This is a genomic window from Nonomuraea sp. NPDC048882 (assembly GCF_040649755.1).
Taxonomy (GTDB): domain Bacteria; phylum Actinomycetota; class Actinomycetes; order Streptosporangiales; family Streptosporangiaceae; genus Nonomuraea; species Nonomuraea maheshkhaliensis.
Window position 1 is genome coordinate 774,092 of the sequence record NZ_JBEZGB010000004.1, and the last position, 16,083, is coordinate 790,174.

Annotated in this window: 13 protein-coding genes; 7 read left to right on the top strand and 6 right to left on the bottom strand. The window is 70.7% G+C overall.

All coding sequences use genetic code 11. The features are described 5' to 3' along the window. Positions 1-57 precede the first annotated feature (57 nt). Genes AB0C27_RS17810 through AB0C27_RS17820 form a run of 3 tightly spaced genes read right to left on the bottom strand, consistent with a single transcriptional unit; the run spans position 58 to position 2,645 of the window. Positions 58-1,176 (bottom strand): magnesium and cobalt transport protein CorA, encoded by a 1,119-nt coding sequence (locus AB0C27_RS17810; RefSeq protein ID WP_357844871.1) that lies wholly within the window; start codon positions 1,174-1,176, stop codon positions 58-60. A gap of 19 nt (positions 1,177-1,195) precedes the next feature. Continuing rightward, positions 1,196-1,669 carry a nuclear transport factor 2 family protein gene (locus tag AB0C27_RS17815; RefSeq protein ID WP_357844874.1) on the bottom strand — a complete coding sequence of 158 codons (474 nt, stop codon included), beginning with the start codon at positions 1,667-1,669 and terminating at the stop codon, positions 1,196-1,198. A 4-nt stretch (positions 1,670-1,673) separates the two neighbouring features. After that, positions 1,674-2,645, bottom strand: coding sequence for an amidohydrolase family protein (locus AB0C27_RS17820; RefSeq protein ID WP_357844877.1), 972 nt, complete (start codon positions 2,643-2,645; stop codon positions 1,674-1,676). A gap of 147 nt (positions 2,646-2,792) precedes the next feature. Between AB0C27_RS17820 and AB0C27_RS17825 the strand changes: the two genes are divergently transcribed. Continuing rightward, on the top strand, positions 2,793-3,491 hold the full coding sequence (locus AB0C27_RS17825) for a M50 family metallopeptidase (protein ID WP_346113397.1): 699 nt from the start codon (positions 2,793-2,795) through the stop codon (positions 3,489-3,491). A 45-nt stretch (positions 3,492-3,536) separates the two neighbouring features. After that, a complete protein-coding gene (locus tag AB0C27_RS17830; RefSeq protein ID WP_357844880.1) occupies positions 3,537-5,405 on the top strand; it encodes a protein kinase in 1,869 nt (622 codons plus the stop codon). Positions 5,406-5,413: 8 nt separating this feature from the next. Here AB0C27_RS17830 and AB0C27_RS17835 read toward each other — a convergent pair whose 3' ends face one another. Next, complete coding sequence (locus AB0C27_RS17835) at positions 5,414-7,633, bottom strand: thiamine pyrophosphate-dependent enzyme (RefSeq protein WP_357844883.1); 2,220 nt, start codon at positions 7,631-7,633, stop codon at positions 5,414-5,416. Positions 7,634-7,831: 198 nt separating this feature from the next. Here AB0C27_RS17835 and AB0C27_RS17840 point away from each other — a divergent pair, with 198 nt between their 5' ends. Then, positions 7,832-9,157 carry a hypothetical protein gene (locus AB0C27_RS17840; protein WP_357844886.1) on the top strand — a complete coding sequence of 442 codons (1,326 nt, stop codon included), beginning with the start codon at positions 7,832-7,834 and terminating at the stop codon, positions 9,155-9,157. Between the two features lie 62 nt (positions 9,158-9,219). Here AB0C27_RS17840 and AB0C27_RS17845 read toward each other — a convergent pair whose 3' ends face one another. Both AB0C27_RS17845 and AB0C27_RS17850 read right to left on the bottom strand, forming a co-directional pair. After that, a complete protein-coding gene (locus tag AB0C27_RS17845; protein WP_357844889.1) occupies positions 9,220-9,606 on the bottom strand; it encodes a hypothetical protein in 387 nt (128 codons plus the stop codon). Positions 9,607-9,752: 146 nt separating this feature from the next. After that, positions 9,753-10,364, bottom strand: a complete 612-nt coding sequence (locus tag AB0C27_RS17850) for a TetR/AcrR family transcriptional regulator (protein WP_357844892.1) — start codon at positions 10,362-10,364, stop codon at positions 9,753-9,755. Between the two features lie 61 nt (positions 10,365-10,425). Here AB0C27_RS17850 and AB0C27_RS17855 point away from each other — a divergent pair, with 61 nt between their 5' ends. From AB0C27_RS17855 to AB0C27_RS17870, 4 genes are read left to right on the top strand one after another with little or no spacing between them, the layout of a single operon-like run. Then, positions 10,426-11,997 (top strand): carboxyl transferase domain-containing protein, encoded by a 1,572-nt coding sequence (locus tag AB0C27_RS17855; protein ID WP_357844895.1) that lies wholly within the window; start codon positions 10,426-10,428, stop codon positions 11,995-11,997. 4 nt (positions 11,998-12,001) lie between these two features. Then, positions 12,002-14,032, top strand: a complete 2,031-nt coding sequence (locus AB0C27_RS17860; protein WP_357844898.1) for a biotin carboxylase N-terminal domain-containing protein — start codon at positions 12,002-12,004, stop codon at positions 14,030-14,032. Further along, positions 14,032-14,937, top strand: a complete 906-nt coding sequence (locus AB0C27_RS17865) for a hydroxymethylglutaryl-CoA lyase (RefSeq protein ID WP_357844901.1) — start codon at positions 14,032-14,034, stop codon at positions 14,935-14,937. Before AB0C27_RS17860 ends, AB0C27_RS17865 begins: the two co-directional genes overlap by 1 nt. A 3-nt stretch (positions 14,938-14,940) precedes the next feature. Further along, positions 14,941-16,077: an acyl-CoA dehydrogenase family protein gene (locus AB0C27_RS17870; protein WP_357844904.1), complete on the top strand. Its 1,137-nt coding sequence runs from the start codon at positions 14,941-14,943 to the stop codon at positions 16,075-16,077. Positions 16,078-16,083: the final 6 nt, after the last annotated feature.

A 16,083-nucleotide genomic window follows, 5' to 3' on the forward strand; every position in this document is an offset into this window, starting at 1 on the left:
TGATTTCGGCGGCTATTGCTTTCGGAATGGTGGATATGTCGGGTGATCGGGGTAAATCTACAGCCAGTTGCGGCGTTTGAAGACCCGGTGGAGGATCAGGCAGACGGCGCCCATGAGGACGATGGCGAACGGGTAGCCGAGCACCCAATGCGTCTCCGGCATGAAGTCGAAGTTCATCCCGTAAATGGTCCCGACCAGGGTGGGGGCGAAGAGGATGGCGGCCCAGGCGGAGATGCGCTTGACCTCCTCGCCCTGCTGGATGCTGGCCTCCGTCATGCGGGCCATCTCCGCGTTCTGGGCCTGCGTCACCAGGGTGGAGTTGACGATCAGGATGTTCTGCAGCATCTGCCGGAACGACGAGATGCGCTCGGTCACCGTGATCGCGTGGTCGGTGACGTCGCGCAGGTAGCTCTGCAGTTCTTCGGCCACCCCGTATTTCCGCGCCCCCGCCATGAAGCCGTTGATCATGCCGATCAGCGGCGCCGTGGCCCGCTGGAACTCGATGACCTCGCCGGACAGCTCGTAGACGCGGCGCGACACCGACGGGTCGCCGCTGAAGACCTCGACCTCGATCTCCTCGATGTCCTTCTGCAGCCCGGCCACCACCGGCGCGTATCCGTCGACGACGGCGTCGAGGAGGGCGTACAGGACGGCTTGCGGGCCCTGGCGGAGCAGGTCGGGGTCGGATTCCATGCGTTTGCGCACGGCCACCAGGTCGGGGGCCTCCGCGTGGCGTACGGTGATGACGAAGTTGGGGCCGATGAAGATGTGCAGCTCGCCGAACGCGACCTCCTCGGCCTCGTCCAGGTAACGGGCGGCGCGCAGGACGACGAAGAGGGTGTCGCCGTAGCGGTCGGCCTTGGGCCGCTGGGAGCCGACGATGGCGTCTTCGAGCGCCAGCTCGTGCAGCTCGAACTCCTCGCCGAGCTTGACCAGCTCCCACTCCTTCGGCCGGTAGAGCCCGATCCAGGCCATGGAGTCGGGCATCTGCTTGAGGCGTTCGAAGGCGTCGGCGAGCGAGCCGGGGTTGTCGACCCGCTCGCCGTTCTGGTAGATCGCGTTGTCGATGACGGTGGGACGGTAGGGAGGCTCTTCTGCGGCTCGCGGGTCCATCGAGTGTTCCGGCGCTTCCTCGCGTGCGTCCGCGCCGCGCCTGAACCCCTTCACCCTGGCCATGAAACCTCCACTGTCGTGACTATGACGGACGGAACTCGTCGAGCTGCTGGGTGGCGCGGTCTCTGATGGTCTTGCGCCACATCGGCGTCCAGCCGAACAGCAGCCCGTGGGGCCGGCCCAGTGCCATCTTCGACCACCGCTTGAAGTCGAACTCGTCGTGGTGGCGCACGATCAGGCCGTCGTCGAACCTGAACAGCGCGTCGATCTCGTTGACGACCTCACGTCCGGTGCTGGAGAAGGTGTAGCGGGCGGTCCAGTGAGCGGCGCCGCTGCGGCCGTCGGCGGTGACGTCCCGGTATTCCGACTTCAGCCCGTTACGCACGCCGAGCTGCAGCCGCCACATTCTCATCACCCGGTCCCGCCCTTCGACCTCCTGGAAGATGGGATCGCCGAAGCTGACCTCGGGGTGGTAGCAGCGCTCCATGGCCGCGTAGTCCGCGCGCCCCAGAGCGTCGTAGAAAGCGCTGATGAGCGCCACGTGCCGATCGTTCACCCCTCTATCGAATCACGGCCGCACCGTTGTCCCAGCACACAGCTCGCAACCAGGCATCCCCGAGATCGAGGCGGGCCAGGGCGTCGAGCTGATGGACATAGGGGTACGGAATGGTCGGGAAGTCGCTGCCGAGCACCACCTTCCCCGCCAGGCCCAGATCAAGCAACGCGGGCCGCAGCCGATCGGGGAACGGCATGCCCCGCTCGCTGAACTCGGTGAACGCCATCGTCGTGTCCAGCGCCACCCGCTCGTAGCGCGCGGCCAGCTCGAAGAACGGGTCGTACTCGGGCATCCCGAGGTGCGCGATCACCGCGCGCAGCGCCGGATGCCGGCGCAGCACCTCGCCGATCGGCTCCGCCCCGACGTAGCCTCCGGGAACGGGTACGGAGCTCGCGTGCACCACCACCGGCACCCCGGCCTCGGCCAGCAGCCCCCACACCCCGTCCAGCTCCGGAGCACGCGGATCGAACGCGCCCACCTGCAGATGCACCTTGAAGATCTTGACCCCGTCCTCCAGCGACCGCCGCACGTACTCCTCGACCCCAGGCTCGGGGTAGAAGGTCGCCGACGGGAGACAGCCGGGTGTACGCCGGGCGAACTCCAGGGTCCAGGCGTTCAGGTCGGAGGCCATGCCGGGTTTGTGAGCGTACGCGAGGGCGGGGAACGTGCGCACGCCCATCGCCCGCAGTCGTTCGACCCGGCGCTCGACCGGCCAGCGGTAGGCGATGTCCCATCCGTTCCCCATGAGCGGCCCGCCGTGGGCGAAGTGGTGCCACACCCGGCGTTCCATGCGTTCTGGCAGGAAGTGGACGTGGAGGTCGATGAGGCCGGGGAGCCCGAGGCCGCCCCACCAGCCGGGCACCCGCGCGTCGGACTCGGGCCGGCCGAAGGGGGTTTCCGCCGGCGCGCTCTCCGCCGGCACGCCTTCTTCCGGTGCGGCGGCGGGCGTGGCTGAGGGTACGGCTTCTTCGGGCACGGTGCCGACCCTACCGACGGGCTCCCGCGACCGGCAGCCGGGCCGGAGCCAGGTCGTCGGCTCGTCCGCCGATCAGTCCATGCCGGCCGGAAATCCCTGCCTTCACGGGCTCCGGGGAGCAGGCCGAGCGGTTAGGGTTTCTCCTCGATGGACAAGTTCTGGGCCCACCTGATCGCGGTTCAGCCCGACCCCGATCCCTGGGTGGTGGGCGTCTCGGCGCTGGCCGCCCTGCTGATCGTCGGCTTCCGCATGCCCTGGCAGGTCTCACGGGGTCTGATCACGATCGCCCACGAGGGCGGCCACGCCCTGATGGCCCTGCTCACCAGGCGCAAGCTCGAAGGCATCCGCCTGCACTCCGACACCTCGGGAGTGACCCTCACCAGGGGCAGGCCCACCGGTCCCGGCATGGTGCTGACCGCGCTCGCGGGCTACCTCGCGCCGCCGTTCCTCGGGCTCGGCGCCGCGTGGATGACCGAGCAGGGGCGCATCACGCTGCTGATCTGGGGCGTGCTGCTGCTCCTGGTCTGCATGCTGCTGCTGATCCGCAACCTGTACGGCGCGCTGATCCTCCTGGTGACCGGCGGCGCGGTGTTCGCGTTGATCATGTACGCGCCGGCCGATGTGCAGCAGGTCGTGGCCATGGTGGCGGCCTGGTTCCTGCTGTTCGGCGGGATCCGGCCGATTATCGAGCTGCAGCACAAGCGGCGCAGGCGGCAGGCCAGAGACTCCGACGCCGACCAGCTCGCCCGGCTGACGTTCCTGCCCGGCGGGTTCTACGTGTTCTTCTTCCTGCTGGTGTCGGTGCTGTCCGTAGCCTTCGGCGCGTACCTCATGAACCCCCTCTGATCCCTGTATTTCGCACTAAACTCCACAGCAACAGGGGGAGATGACGTGCTGCCAGTCGAGGACGCCCCGGGGTACCGGGTACTCGATCAGGCGGGTCAGGGCGGATTCGCCGTCGTGTACCGCGCCTACCAGGAGCGCCTCGACCGCGTCGTGGCGCTCAAGGTGCTGTCCGTCGACCGGGTCGACCAGCGCACGCTGCGCAGGTTCCAGCGCGAGCTGCAACTCACCGGCCGCCTCACCGGGCATCCGAACGTGGTCACCGTCTTCGACACGGGCGTGACGAGCTCGGGCAAGCCGTACATCGCGATGGACTTCTTCGAGAACGGCTCCCTGCGCGACAAGGTCCGCAAGGAGGGGCCGCTGCCGGTGCCCGAGGTGCTGCGTGCGGGCGTCAAACTCGCCGGCGCGCTGGCCGCCGTACACGAGGCCGGAGTGCTGCACGGCGACATCAAGCCGCAGAACATCCTCATCTCCCGGTACGGCGAGCTCGCGATCGCCGACTTCGGCGTGGCCAGGGTCGTCGACTCCTCGGAGATCTCGGCCACCTCGCAGGCGTTCACCCCGCTGCACGCCGCGCCCGAGGTGCTCACCGGCCAGCCCCACTCGGCCTCGACCGACATCTACTCGCTCGGCTCGACCCTCTACCACCTGCTCGCCGGCCAGCCCGCCTTCCACAATCCGGCCGACCCGTCGATCGCGCCGCTGATGTATCGCGTGCTCAGCGTCGAGCCGCCGCCGATCAACCGCCCGGACGTGCCGCGGGCGGTGTTCGAGTCCGTCGTACGGGCGATGTCCAAGCAGCCCGAGTCCCGGTACGGGTCCGCGCGTGAGCTGGCCAGGCACCTCCAGGCGGTGCAGGCGGACCTGGGCCTCCCGGTCACCGACCTGCTCGGCCAGGACTCCGGCCCCGCACCTGCCACCGGTTTGTCCCAGACCGGCGGTGGCCCGCCGGCTACGGGCCATCACCTGCCGCAGGGCGGCGCTGTTCCCACCACCGGCCACCATGCGCCGCAGGGAGGGGGAGCTCCCGCCACCGGCGACCATCAGGGCGCCTTCCCCGCCACGGGCAGCCAGTTGCCGCCCTTCCCGCCGCAGGTCACCGGCCAGAGCGGGGTGACGCCCAACACGGCCGCCGCCGCGTCGTCACAGGCATACACGGCGCCGGGCCGGCAGGACGACCTGCGGTGGAGTCCGGAGTATTCCGCCTCCCGCCAAGCCCAGCCCAGCCCCGTGCAGTCCGGCCCCGCACACCACAACCAAGCCGTACACCCCAACCAAGCCGCGCATCCCCACCAAGCCGCACAGTTCGCCTCCGCCCAGCCCGGGCAGGCCCAGCACGCGCAACAGGCTCCCTACGCCCCGGCCCAGCCGCCCACCGCCCAGCCGAGCACCGGACACCGGAAGCCGCCCGGTTCGGCCAGCGCCACCCGCGTCAAGAACGGCATCCTGATCGGCGGCGCGGTGGCGGTCGCCGTCACCGGCGGCACCGTGCTGGCGGTCTACCTGTCGCTCCAGCCGCCCTCCAGCCCCCAGGACACCCAGGCCACCACCACGACCGAGCCCCAGCAGCAGCCCGAGGCCGACACCTCCATCGACAAGCGTCAGGTGGCCGCCCTGGCGCCCCGCCAGGTGAAGGCGGCGGCTGACCAGGGAGCGCTGGTGGAGCTGCGCTGGACCCTGCCCGCCGGCGCCCGCGACTACCCGGTGGTCCTCCAGCGTTCTCCGGTCAAGCAGGGCGAGCAGGCGATCACCGCGCTGACCACGGGCGCCACCTCGGCCCGGGTCGCCGGCCTCGACCCGGGCCGCGGCTACTGCTTCCTGGTCGGCGTGCCGTTGCGGATCTCGGAGAACTCCACGGTGGCCTGGTCGGCGCCGTACTGCATCAGAGGCGCACGGGCCAAGCAGAGCCAGTGACAACCCCGTCAGCCGAGGAGCTTGCGCGCCGCCTGCTCGATCTCGTCCTCCGACAGCAGCACGTGATCGGCGGCGCCGCCGAGCGGGATGAAGCTGTCGGAGGAGGTGACCCGGGCGACCGTGCCGGTGTAGCCGGCGTCGAGCAGCTCGGCCACGATGCCCTCGGAGACACCGCCGGAGCGGCGGGTCTCGTCGGCGATCAGCACGTTGCCGGTCAGCTCGGCCGCCCGCAGCAGGTCCTCGACCGGCAGCGGGGACAGCCAGCGCAGGTCGAGGACGCGGCAGCCGTACCCCTCCTGGGTGAGTCGCACCGCGGCGCGCAGGCTCATCCGCAGCCCGTTGCCGAACGTGACGATCGTCAGGTCGCGCCCGTCGCCGTAGGAGCGCGCCCGCCCGATCGGCACGTGCGTCTCCGGCCAGCGCCCGGGCGGCGCGTAGGGCGCCAGCCAGCCGCCGTCGCCCGCGTCGAACAGGTCACGCGTGTGGTAGAGCGCGATCGGCTCCAGGAACACGCAGACGGATCCGGACGTACGGGCCGCCGCCAGGCAGGTGCGCAGGATGGCGGAGGCGTCGTCGGGCCGCGCCGGTGAGGCGATGACCAGCCCGGGGATGTCACGCAGCGCGGCCACCGCGTTGTCGTTGTGGAAGTGGCCGCCGAACCCCTTCTGGTAGGAGTAGCCGGCCACCCGCACCACCATCGGGTTGGTGTACTGGTGACGCGAGAAGAACGACAGCGTGGCCGCCTCGCCGCGGATCTGGTCGAGCGCGTTGTGCAGGTAGGCCAGATATTGGATCTCGGGCACGGGCAGCAGCCGCGACACGCCCTGGCCGAGCGCCAGCCCCAGCACGGCCTGCTCGTCGAGCAGCGTGTCGAACACCCGCCCCGCCCCGAACCGCTTCTGCAGCCCCCTGGTCACGCCGTAGACGCCGCCCTTCTTGGCGACGTCCTCCCCGAAGACCGTCATCTCCGGATAGACGGCCAGTGCGTCGGCGAGCGTGCGGTTGATGGACTGCGAGAGCGTCATCGGCTTGTCGTTCTCGGGCAGCGCCCCGGCGAACGCCTTCTCTCTGACCGCGGCGGAGGCCGCCATCGGGCTGATCTTGGCGATCAGCTCGGGCCTGCGTGGTGCGATCGGCTCCATGACCTCCTCGGCCGAGCCGAGCCGCGGGCTGCGGGTGGTCTCCAGGGCGATCCGCAGCACGTGTTCGCGGGCGGACTCGTACAGGGTGAGCAGGTCGTCCGGCGTCTGCAGCCCCGCCTCGACGAGCAGGGCGGCCGTACGCAGGAGCGGGTCGCGTTCGAGATCGGCCCTGATCTCGCGCTGGGTGCGGTACGCCGACTCGACGTCGGACCCGGCGTGGCCCATGAGCCGCACCGTGGACAGGTGCAGGAACGCGGGGGAGCGGTGCTCGCGCACGTGCTGGACGGCGCGGGCGGCGGCGTCGTAGGCGGCGGCCAGGTCGCAGCCGTCGGCGGCGAAGTATTCGATGCCGGGACGCCGCGCGGCCGCCTCCACCCAGCCCTTGGGCGTGCGGACGCTGATGCCGATGCCGTTGTCCTCGCACACGAACAGCAGTGGCAGCGCCTGCCCCTGGAAGGTGGCGTAGGAGGCGGTGTTGAAGCCGGACAGGGCGCTGGCGTGGTTGACCGAGGCGTCGCCGAAGCTGCACACCGCGATGGCGTCGGAGGGCCAGGCGGCCCGTACGCCGAGCGCCCTGGCCCGCTCGATGGCGAACGCCACGCCCACGGCCCGCGGCAGATGGCTGGCGATGGTCGAGGTCTGCGGGATGACCGCCAGGTCGGGGTGGCCGAACACCTTGTGCCGGCCGCCCGAGATGGGCTCGTCGGCCGCGGCGGTCAGGCCCATCAGCACGTCGCGGATGCCCTGCTCGGGCAGTCGCCCGGCCTGCTCGGAGCGGGTCAGATAGAACGCGCCCGAGCGGTAGTGGAGCAGCGCCGGGTCGTCGGGCCGCAGGGCGGCGGCCACGGCCGCGTTGCCCTCGTGACCGGCGGAGCCGATCGTGTAGTAGCCCTCGTCCTGCTCGCGCAGCCAGCGGGCGGCGATGTCGAGCAGCCGGCTGTCGAGCTGGCGCAGGAACAACGTCCTGGCCTCTCCGCCGGTCAGGGACGTGCCCTCGCGGACCGGCAGCCCCGGATCTCGCTCCGGGCCCGCCTTGAGCGTCGCAACCGCCTGGGTGAAGTGAGTCTCAACTGTGTCCCGCGCCACAGCATCGATTATGTCCCTGATCGGCGCTGACGTCTGCCGGACACCGGTGACATGTTGTGGACCGGTCCGTTTGACCCGCAATTATTACGGTTTGTCAGAATGCTCAACCCTGTCGCCCGAGCGCACGTCTACTTATATGACACACGTGGCACCCTCAATGCCGCGTTGGACCAATGGGGTCTCCAGAAAGGAACCCGCATGTTACAACGCATTCGTGTCGCCGCCCTCGCGGTCGTGCTCGGAGCAGGGACGCTCGTCATGGCTCCTCCCGCGGCGACGGCGGCCACCGCCACCACCATCAGCGACGTGGGCGTCAGCCCGGCCGCGCCGGTCGTCTTCGACTCGCCGGTCAACGTCACGTTCACCTTCACCACCACGGACGCGACCGAGGCCGGCCTGAAGCTGAACGGAGAGACGGTCAGCGTCTCGTCCGCGCCGGCCAACGGCGGCCTGAAGTGGACGGGCACCAAGTCCCTCGGCCCCGGCAGGTACAACTACACCGCCACCGCCCAGGGCACCCCGCCCGCGGTCAAGTCCGGCTCGTTCGTCGTGGCCAAGGCCCTGACCACCTCGTTCGGCGACTTCGACGCCAGCCCCGACCTGGTCGACAAGGGCGACGACATCAGGGTCGCCGGCCGGCTGCTGGCCAACGGCAGGGGATACGACGGCCAGTCCGTCTCCATCGCCTTCCGCGCCCGCGGCGCGAACGACTACCGCGAGGTCGCCAAGGTGAACACCGGCCGCGGCGGCTGGTTCGGCACCCGCGTCAAGGCCGAGGCCACCGGCTGGTGGCGGGCCTCGTTCGCCGCCACCGGCACCGCCAAGGGCTCCGTCAGCGAGTCCGACCGGGTGGACGTCAAGCGCGCCAACCTCGCCAGCCACCTCGTCGGCTTCGACGCCCGGCCGGAACCGGTGGACAAGGGCGACCGGCTCGCCTTCACCGGCGCCCTGCGCGTCGACGGCCGCGGCGGCCTGGCCGGCCAGCGCGTGAGCGTCTTCTTCAAGGCCGACGGCTCGCGCAGGTGGGAGTACGTCACCAGCGACGTGACCAGCAGGCACGGCCGCTTCTGGGCCGTGGCGCAGGCGCAGACCTCCGGCTGGTGGCGCGCCCAGTACGCCGGCACGCGCGGCGTCAACGGCTCGATCAGCGACGCCGACCGGGTGCGGGTCAACGAGCCCGCCCCCGAGCCTGAGCCCGAGCCCGCGAAGGCCGACACCCGGCTGATCAAGTTCAACGCCTACCCGGAGCCGGTCAAGCGCGGCCGGTACCTGAAGTTCAAGGGCAAGCTGCAGATCGACGACGAGGGCAGCTGGGAAGGCTACGAGGGCAAGGTGCGGCTGTACTTCAAGCCGCTCGGCTCGAAGAAGTGGCAGTACGTGAAGTCGACCTGGTCGAGCGAGACCGGCCGGCTCTACACCAGGGTCAAGGCCTGGCGGTCGGGGCACTGGAAGTTCGTGTACGGCGGTGACGAGGACACCTACGGCGACGACAGCCGCAGGGACTACGTCCGCGTGCGACGCTGATCATCCACCACTGAACGAACGAGGCCCGGGGGCACCACCTCGGGCCTCGATCGTTCTCCGGCTCAGTTGGGCTGCGGGCCGGTCAGCTCGGCGTCGATGCGGATCAGGAGAGACTCGATCGAGTCGAACCGCCCGTCGTGATCGTCGAGCCGCTTCTCGATCTTGTCGATCCGCAGATCCCGGCGCCGGCTGTCCTTGTTGATCTTGGCGATGCCGTCGGACATCTCATAGGCGGTCGTCCTGAGCATGTTGATCTCGGCGCCGAGCAGCGAGACGCTGTGGTCCAGCTCGCTGAGGGGCTCGTCGTCCTGCTCGAACCGCCTGTCGATCTGCTCGAGGCCGTGGTCATCCGCGGTGGCTGTTCCGCGGCCGAGCGCGCCACGCGCTTGAGCCTCCTCGAGTGCCTTCACCCGGACTTCCAGGTGAAGGTATTTCTCTTCGAGGTCCAACATGGGGATGCGCTCCTTTGCTCGGAGGGAGAAGGGGATGAGCCGCGCGGCACATCGGGAAAGTTACCCTCCGTACAAGGTCAAGCGCAGAAAGATGTGAAACTCACTCCTCTTCGGTTCGCCTCGACCGAGTAACCCGGAAGAAGTTAGCGAGCCTTAACGGCGGCGGCGATGGCGGCGTGGGCCATCGTGTGCAGGAGTGGCCGCATGTCCTGGGCCGGTAGTTCGCCGGCGCTGTGCGGGGTGGAGTTGAGCAGGCCGAACACCGCGTGCGTGGCCGCGCGCAGCCGGGCCGCCGGGCAGGCGGGGTGCAGCTCGGCCAGCACCGTCACCCACTCCTCGACGTAGAGCCGCTGCAGCCGCCTGATCTGCCGGCGGGCGGGCTCGGGCACGTTGCCCAGCTCCCTGTCGTGCACCGTGATCAGCGCCGGCTGCTCGATCGCGAACCTGATCTGCGCGTCGAGCAGCGCGTCGAGCGTGTCTCTCGGGTCGGCGGAGGCCGTGACGGCCGCGACCGCCGATTCGCGCAGCCGCGAGCTGATGTCGAGCAGCATCTCCGACAGCAGCGCGTCCTTGCCGTCGAAGTGGCGGTAGAGCGCGGGGCCCGAGACCCCGACCGCGCCGCCGATGTCCTCGATCGAGACGCCGTGGAAGCCGCGCGCCGCGAACAGCCGGGCGGCCGCCTCCAGGATCTGCGCACGCCTGTTGCGCCGCCCGCGGGTAGGAGTGTCGGAGGTAGCGCTGGAGACGGTGGCCACGTCTCATATGCTAGACGATGACGTTAATGATGACTAACATCCGTGCCATGAGAGGGGACTCATGAGCAGTGACTGGCCGGTGCTGAGGTCGGCCGCCGTGCCCGGGAGCGAGGCGTACAAGAGCAATGCCGAGCTCAACGAGCGGCTGGCCGCCGAGCTGCTCGAACAGCTCGCGACCGCCGCGCTCGGCGGGCCGGAGCGGTCGCGGCGCCGCCACGTCGAGCGCGGCAAGCTGCTGCCGCGCGACCGCGTGGACGGCCTGCTCGACCCGGGCTCGCGCTTCCTGGAGCTGTCGCCGCTGGCCGCCGGCGGACTCTACGACGACCAGGCGCCCGCGGCCGGCATCATCACCGGCGTCGGCCGCGTGTCGGGCCGCGAGTGCGTGATCGTGGCCAACGACGCCACCGTGAAGGGCGGCACGTACTATCCGATCACGGTCAAGAAGCACCTGCGCGCGCAGGAGGTGGCCCTGCACAACCACCTGCCCTGCGTCTATCTCGTCGACTCGGGCGGGGCGTTCCTGCCCAGGCAGGACGAGGTGTTCCCCGACCGCGAGCACTTCGGCCGCATCTTCTACAACCAGGCCACGATGTCGGCCCGCGGCATCCCGCAGATCGCCGCCGTGCTCGGCTCGTGCACGGCCGGCGGCGCGTACGTGCCCGCGATGAGCGACGAGGCGGTCATCGTCCGCGGCCAGGGCACGATCTTCCTGGGCGGCCCGCCGCTGGTGAAGGCGGCCACCGGCGAGGATGTCACGGCGGAGGAGCTGGGCGGCGGCGACCTGCACGCGCGCGTCAGCGGCGTCACCGACCACCTGGCCGAGGACGACGCGCACGCGCTGGCCATCGTCCGCGACATCGTCTCCACGCTCGCCCCGCGCGCCGCCCGCCCCTGGGACACGATCGCGCCTGAGCCGCCCCTGCACGACCCCCGCGACCTGTACGGGATCGTCCCCGCCGACACGCGTCAGCCCTACGATGTGCGCGAGGTGATCGCCAGGATCGTGGACGGCTCGCGGTTCCTGGAGTTCAAGGCCGAGTACGGTTCGACCCTCGTGACCGGGTTCGCCCACGTGCACGGCCACCCGGTGGGCGTCGTGGCCAACAACGGCATCCTGTTCAGCGAGTCGGCCATGAAGGGCGCCCACTTCATCGAGCTGTGCGACCAGCGCCGGATCCCCTTGCTGTTCCTGCAGAACATCAGCGGCTTCATGGTCGGCAAGGCGTATGAGGCGGGCGGCATCGCCAAGCACGGCGCCAAGATGGTGACGGCCGTGGCGTGCGCGCGGGTGCCCAAGTTCACGGTGGTGATCGGGGGCTCGTTCGGGGCGGGGAACTACGCGATGGCCGGGCGGGCGTACTCGCCCAGGTTCCTGTGGATGTGGCCGAACGCCCGCATCTCGGTCATGGGCGGCGAGCAGGCCGCGAGCGTGCTCACGACCGTCGGCGACGCCGACCCCGACGCGATCAGGGCCCAGTACGAGCACCAGGGCAATCCCTACTACTCCACGGCCAGGCTGTGGGACGACGGGGTGATCGACCCGCTCGACACCCGTACCGTCCTGGGCCTGGCACTGTCCGCGGCGGCCAACGCCCCGCTCGAACCCGCCGGTTACGGCGTCTTCCGGATGTGACGCGATGGTGTTCGACCGTGTTCTGATCGCCAACAGGGGCGAGATCGCCGTACGGATCGCGCGCACGCTGCGCGCCCTCGGCATCACGTCCGTGGCCGTGCACACCCCGTCCGACGCGGAGGCCAAGCACGTACGCGAAGCCGACATAGCCCTCCAGGTGCCGAAATATCTGGATATTGAGGCGATTATCGGGGCGGCCCGCGAGGCCGGCGCGCAGGCCGTGCACCCCGGCTACGGCTTCCTCGCTGAGAACCCCGAGTTCGCCCGCCGCTGCGTGGCCGCCGGCCTCGTGTTCGTCGGCCCGCCGGCCGAGGCCATCGAGGCCATGGGCGACAAGATCCGGGCCAAGGCCACGGTGTCGGCCGCCGGGGTGCCCGTGGTGCCGGGCGCGACCGAGCCGGGGCTGGAGGCGTGGACCGACTTCCCCGCCCTGATCAAGCCGTCCGCCGGCGGTGGCGGCAAGGGCATGGTGCTGGTGCGCTCGGCCGCCGAGCTGCCCGGCGCGATCGAGTCGGCCCGGCGTACGGCGCTGGCGGCGTTCGGCGACGGGACGCTGCTGATCGAGCGCTACGTCGAGCGCCCGCGCCACATCGAGATCCAGGTCATGGCCGACGCCCACGGCGGCGTCGTGCACCTGGGCGAGCGCGAGTGCAGCCTCCAGCGCAGGCACCAGAAGATCATCGAGGAGGCGCCGTCGCCGTTCGTCACCCCCGAGACGCGCGCCGCGATGGGCGCGGCGGCCGTGGAGGCGGCGCGCGCGGTGGGCTACGCGGGCGCGGGCACGGTCGAGTTCATCGTGGACGGCACGACCGGGGCCTACCACTTCATGGAGATGAACACCCGCCTCCAGGTCGAGCACCCCGTCACCGAGCTGGTCACCGGGCTGGACCTGGTGGAGCTGCAGCTCAGGGTGGCGGCAGGCGAACGGCTGCCGTTCGGGCAGGACGACGTGCGGCTCGACGGCCACGCGGTCGAGGCGCGTGTGTACGCCGAGGACCCTGCGCGCGGCTTCCTGCCGACGGGCGGGCACGTGCTCGCCCTGCGCGAACCCGCCGATGGCCCGGGGCCTGTGGCGGGACCTGCGGCGGGATCTGTGGCGGGACCCGTGGCGGTGGGAGCGGCCGGTGGCGGGCGCGCGGTCGTGCGGGTGGACTCCGGGCTGGTCGAGGGCGGGACGGTCGGCAGCGAGTACGACCCCATGCTGTCCAAGGTCATCGCCTGGGGCCACGACCGCGACGCGGCACTGCGCGCACTCGACCGGGCGCTGGCGGGCACGGCCGTCCTGGGCGTGGTCACCAACCTCCCGTTCCTGCGGGCGCTGGCCGCCCACCCCGCCGTACGCGCGGGCGAGCTGGACACGGGGCTGGTCGAGCGGCTGCTGCCCGAGCTGGTGGGCGCGGACGGAGTCCCGTGGGACGTGCTCGCCGCGGCGGCGCTCGTCTTCCACGCCCTGCCGCAGGGCGATGACCCGTGGGAGGTCACCGACGGGTGGCGCGTCGGCGAGTCCGCGTGGACGACGTGGCGGCTGGAGTCGAGGGACGGCGTGCACGCGGTAAGGGTGCGCGGCCTGCCGGAGGAGTCCGCCGAGGTCATGGACGACGAAGGACGCCCGCGACCGGCCAGGATCCGCACCCGGCAACGCGCGGGTGACGGCACGCTCAGCGTCACCATCGGCGACCGCACCGAGCACTACCTGTGCGTACGCCGCGCCGACACGCTCTGGCTCGGCCGCGACGGCGCGGCCTGGCAGATGACCAGGCACCTCATCGGCGACCCGGGCGACCGGCCAGGCGCCGCGACGGCGGGCGACGGCGTGGTCAGGAGCCCCATGCCCGGCACCGTCCTGCTCGTCAAGGCCGAGCGCGGTGACCGGGTGAGCGAGGGGCAGCCGCTGATCGTCGTGGAGGCGATGAAGATGGAGCACACGGTCACGGCCCCGCGCGACGGGATCGTCTCCGAGCTGACTGCCCAGGCGGGCCGTCCCGTGGACATGGACGCCGTCCTGGCCGTGATCACCGCTGAGGAGGCGTCGTGATGCCGTACCAGGAAGAGGGCCTGCCGCACCAGGTCACGGTTTACGAGGTCGGCCCGCGCGACGGGCTGCAGAACGAGTCGTCGATCGTGCCCGTCGAGGTCAAGGCCGAGTTCATCGACCGGCTCGCGGACGCGGGGCACAAGGTGATCGAGGCGACCAGCTTCGTGCACCCCAGATGGGTGCCGCAGCTGGCCGACGCCGGCGAGCTGCTGGAGCGGCTGCACCGGAGGCCGGGCGTGCGCTACCCCGTGCTCGTGCCGAACGAACGCGGTCTCGACCGCGCGCTCGACCTGGGCGTGGACGAGATCGCCGTCTTCGCCAGCGCGACCGAGACCTTCGCCGCGAAGAACCTCAACCGCAGCCTGGAGAGCCAGTTCGAGATGTTCGAGCCGGTCGTGGCCAGGGCGCTGGACAACGGGATCAAGGTGCGCGCGTACGTGTCGATGTGCTTCGGCGACCCCTGGGAGGGCCCCACGCCCATCGCCCAGGTGGTCACCGTCGGCGAACGGCTGCTCGGGCTCGGCTGCTACCAGCTGTCGCTCGGCGACACGATCGGCGTCGGCACGCCGGGCCACGTCACCGCCCTGATCAACGCCTTCCGCCGGCCCGATCGCCTCGCCGTGCACTTCCACGACACCTACGGCCAGGCCCTGGCCAACACCCTCGCCGCACTCAGGGCGGGCGTCACGACGGTCGACGCCTCCACGGGCGGCATCGGGGGCTGTCCCTACGCCGAGTCCGCCACCGGCAACCTCGCCACCGAGGATCTCGTCTGGATGTTGCGAGGACTCGGCATCGAAACCGGGCTCGACCTGGGCAAGCTCGTGTCCACCAGCGCCTGGCTGGCGGAGCTGCTCGGGCGGCCCAGCCCCTCCCGCGTCGTACAGGCGCTGTCGAAAGGCTGAGACATGCTCAAGGACGAGTACGAAGAGCTGCGCAAGACCGTCGAGTCTTTCGCCCGCGACGTGGTCGCCCCGGTGATCGGGGACTTCTACGAGCGCGAGGCGTTCCCGTACGACATCGTGCGGCAGATGGGCGCGATGGGGCTGTTCGGGCTGCCCATCCCCGAGGAGTACGGCGGGATGGGCGGCGACTACTTCGCCCTCTGCCTGGCCCTGGAGGAGCTGGCCAGGGTCGACTCCAGCGTGGCGATCACGCTGGAGGCGGCGGTGTCGCTCGGCGCGATGCCGATCTACCGCTTCGGCACCGACGAGCAGCGCATGGCCTGGCTGCCGAAGCTGACCTCGGGGGAGATGCTGGGCGCGTTCGGCCTGACCGAGCCGGGTGGCGGGTCCGACGTGCCCGGCGGGATGCGCAGCACCGCCGTCTTGGACGGCGGCGAATGGGTGATCAACGGGACGAAGGCCTTCATCACGAACTCCGGCACCGACATCACCGGCGTCGTCGGCGTGGCCGCGCTCACCGGCGAACGCGAGATCTCCACGATCCTCGTGCCCAGCGGCACGCCCGGGTTCACGGTCTCGAAGAAGTACTCCAAGGTCGGCTGGAACGCCTCCGACACGCGCGAGCTGGCCTTCACCGACTGCCGCGTGCCCGCCGAGAACCTGCTGGGCGAGCGCGGCCGGGGCTACGCGCAGTTCCTGCAGACGCTCGACGAGGGCCGCATCGCGCTCGCGGCCCTCAGCGTCGGGCTGGCGCAGGGGTGCGTGGACGAGTGCCTGACGTACGTACGGGACCGGCGGGCGTTCGGCCATCCGATCGGCCACTACCAGTCCATCCAGTTCAAGATCGCCGACATGGAGGTCCGCGCCCACACCGCGCGCTTGGCCTACTACCACGCGGCGGAGAAGATGCTGGCCGGGGTGCCGTTCAAGAAGGAAGCGGCGATCGCCAAGCTGGTCGCGTCCAACGCGGCGATGGACAACGCGCGGGACGCGACCCAGGTGTTCGGCGGCTACGGGTTCATGAACGAGTTCCCCGTCGCGCGTTTCTACCGCGACGCGAAGGTGCTGGAGATCGGGGAGGGCACCAGCGAGGTGCAGCGCATGCTCATCGCCCGGCAGCTCGGGCTCGGTGACCTGTGAACGGTG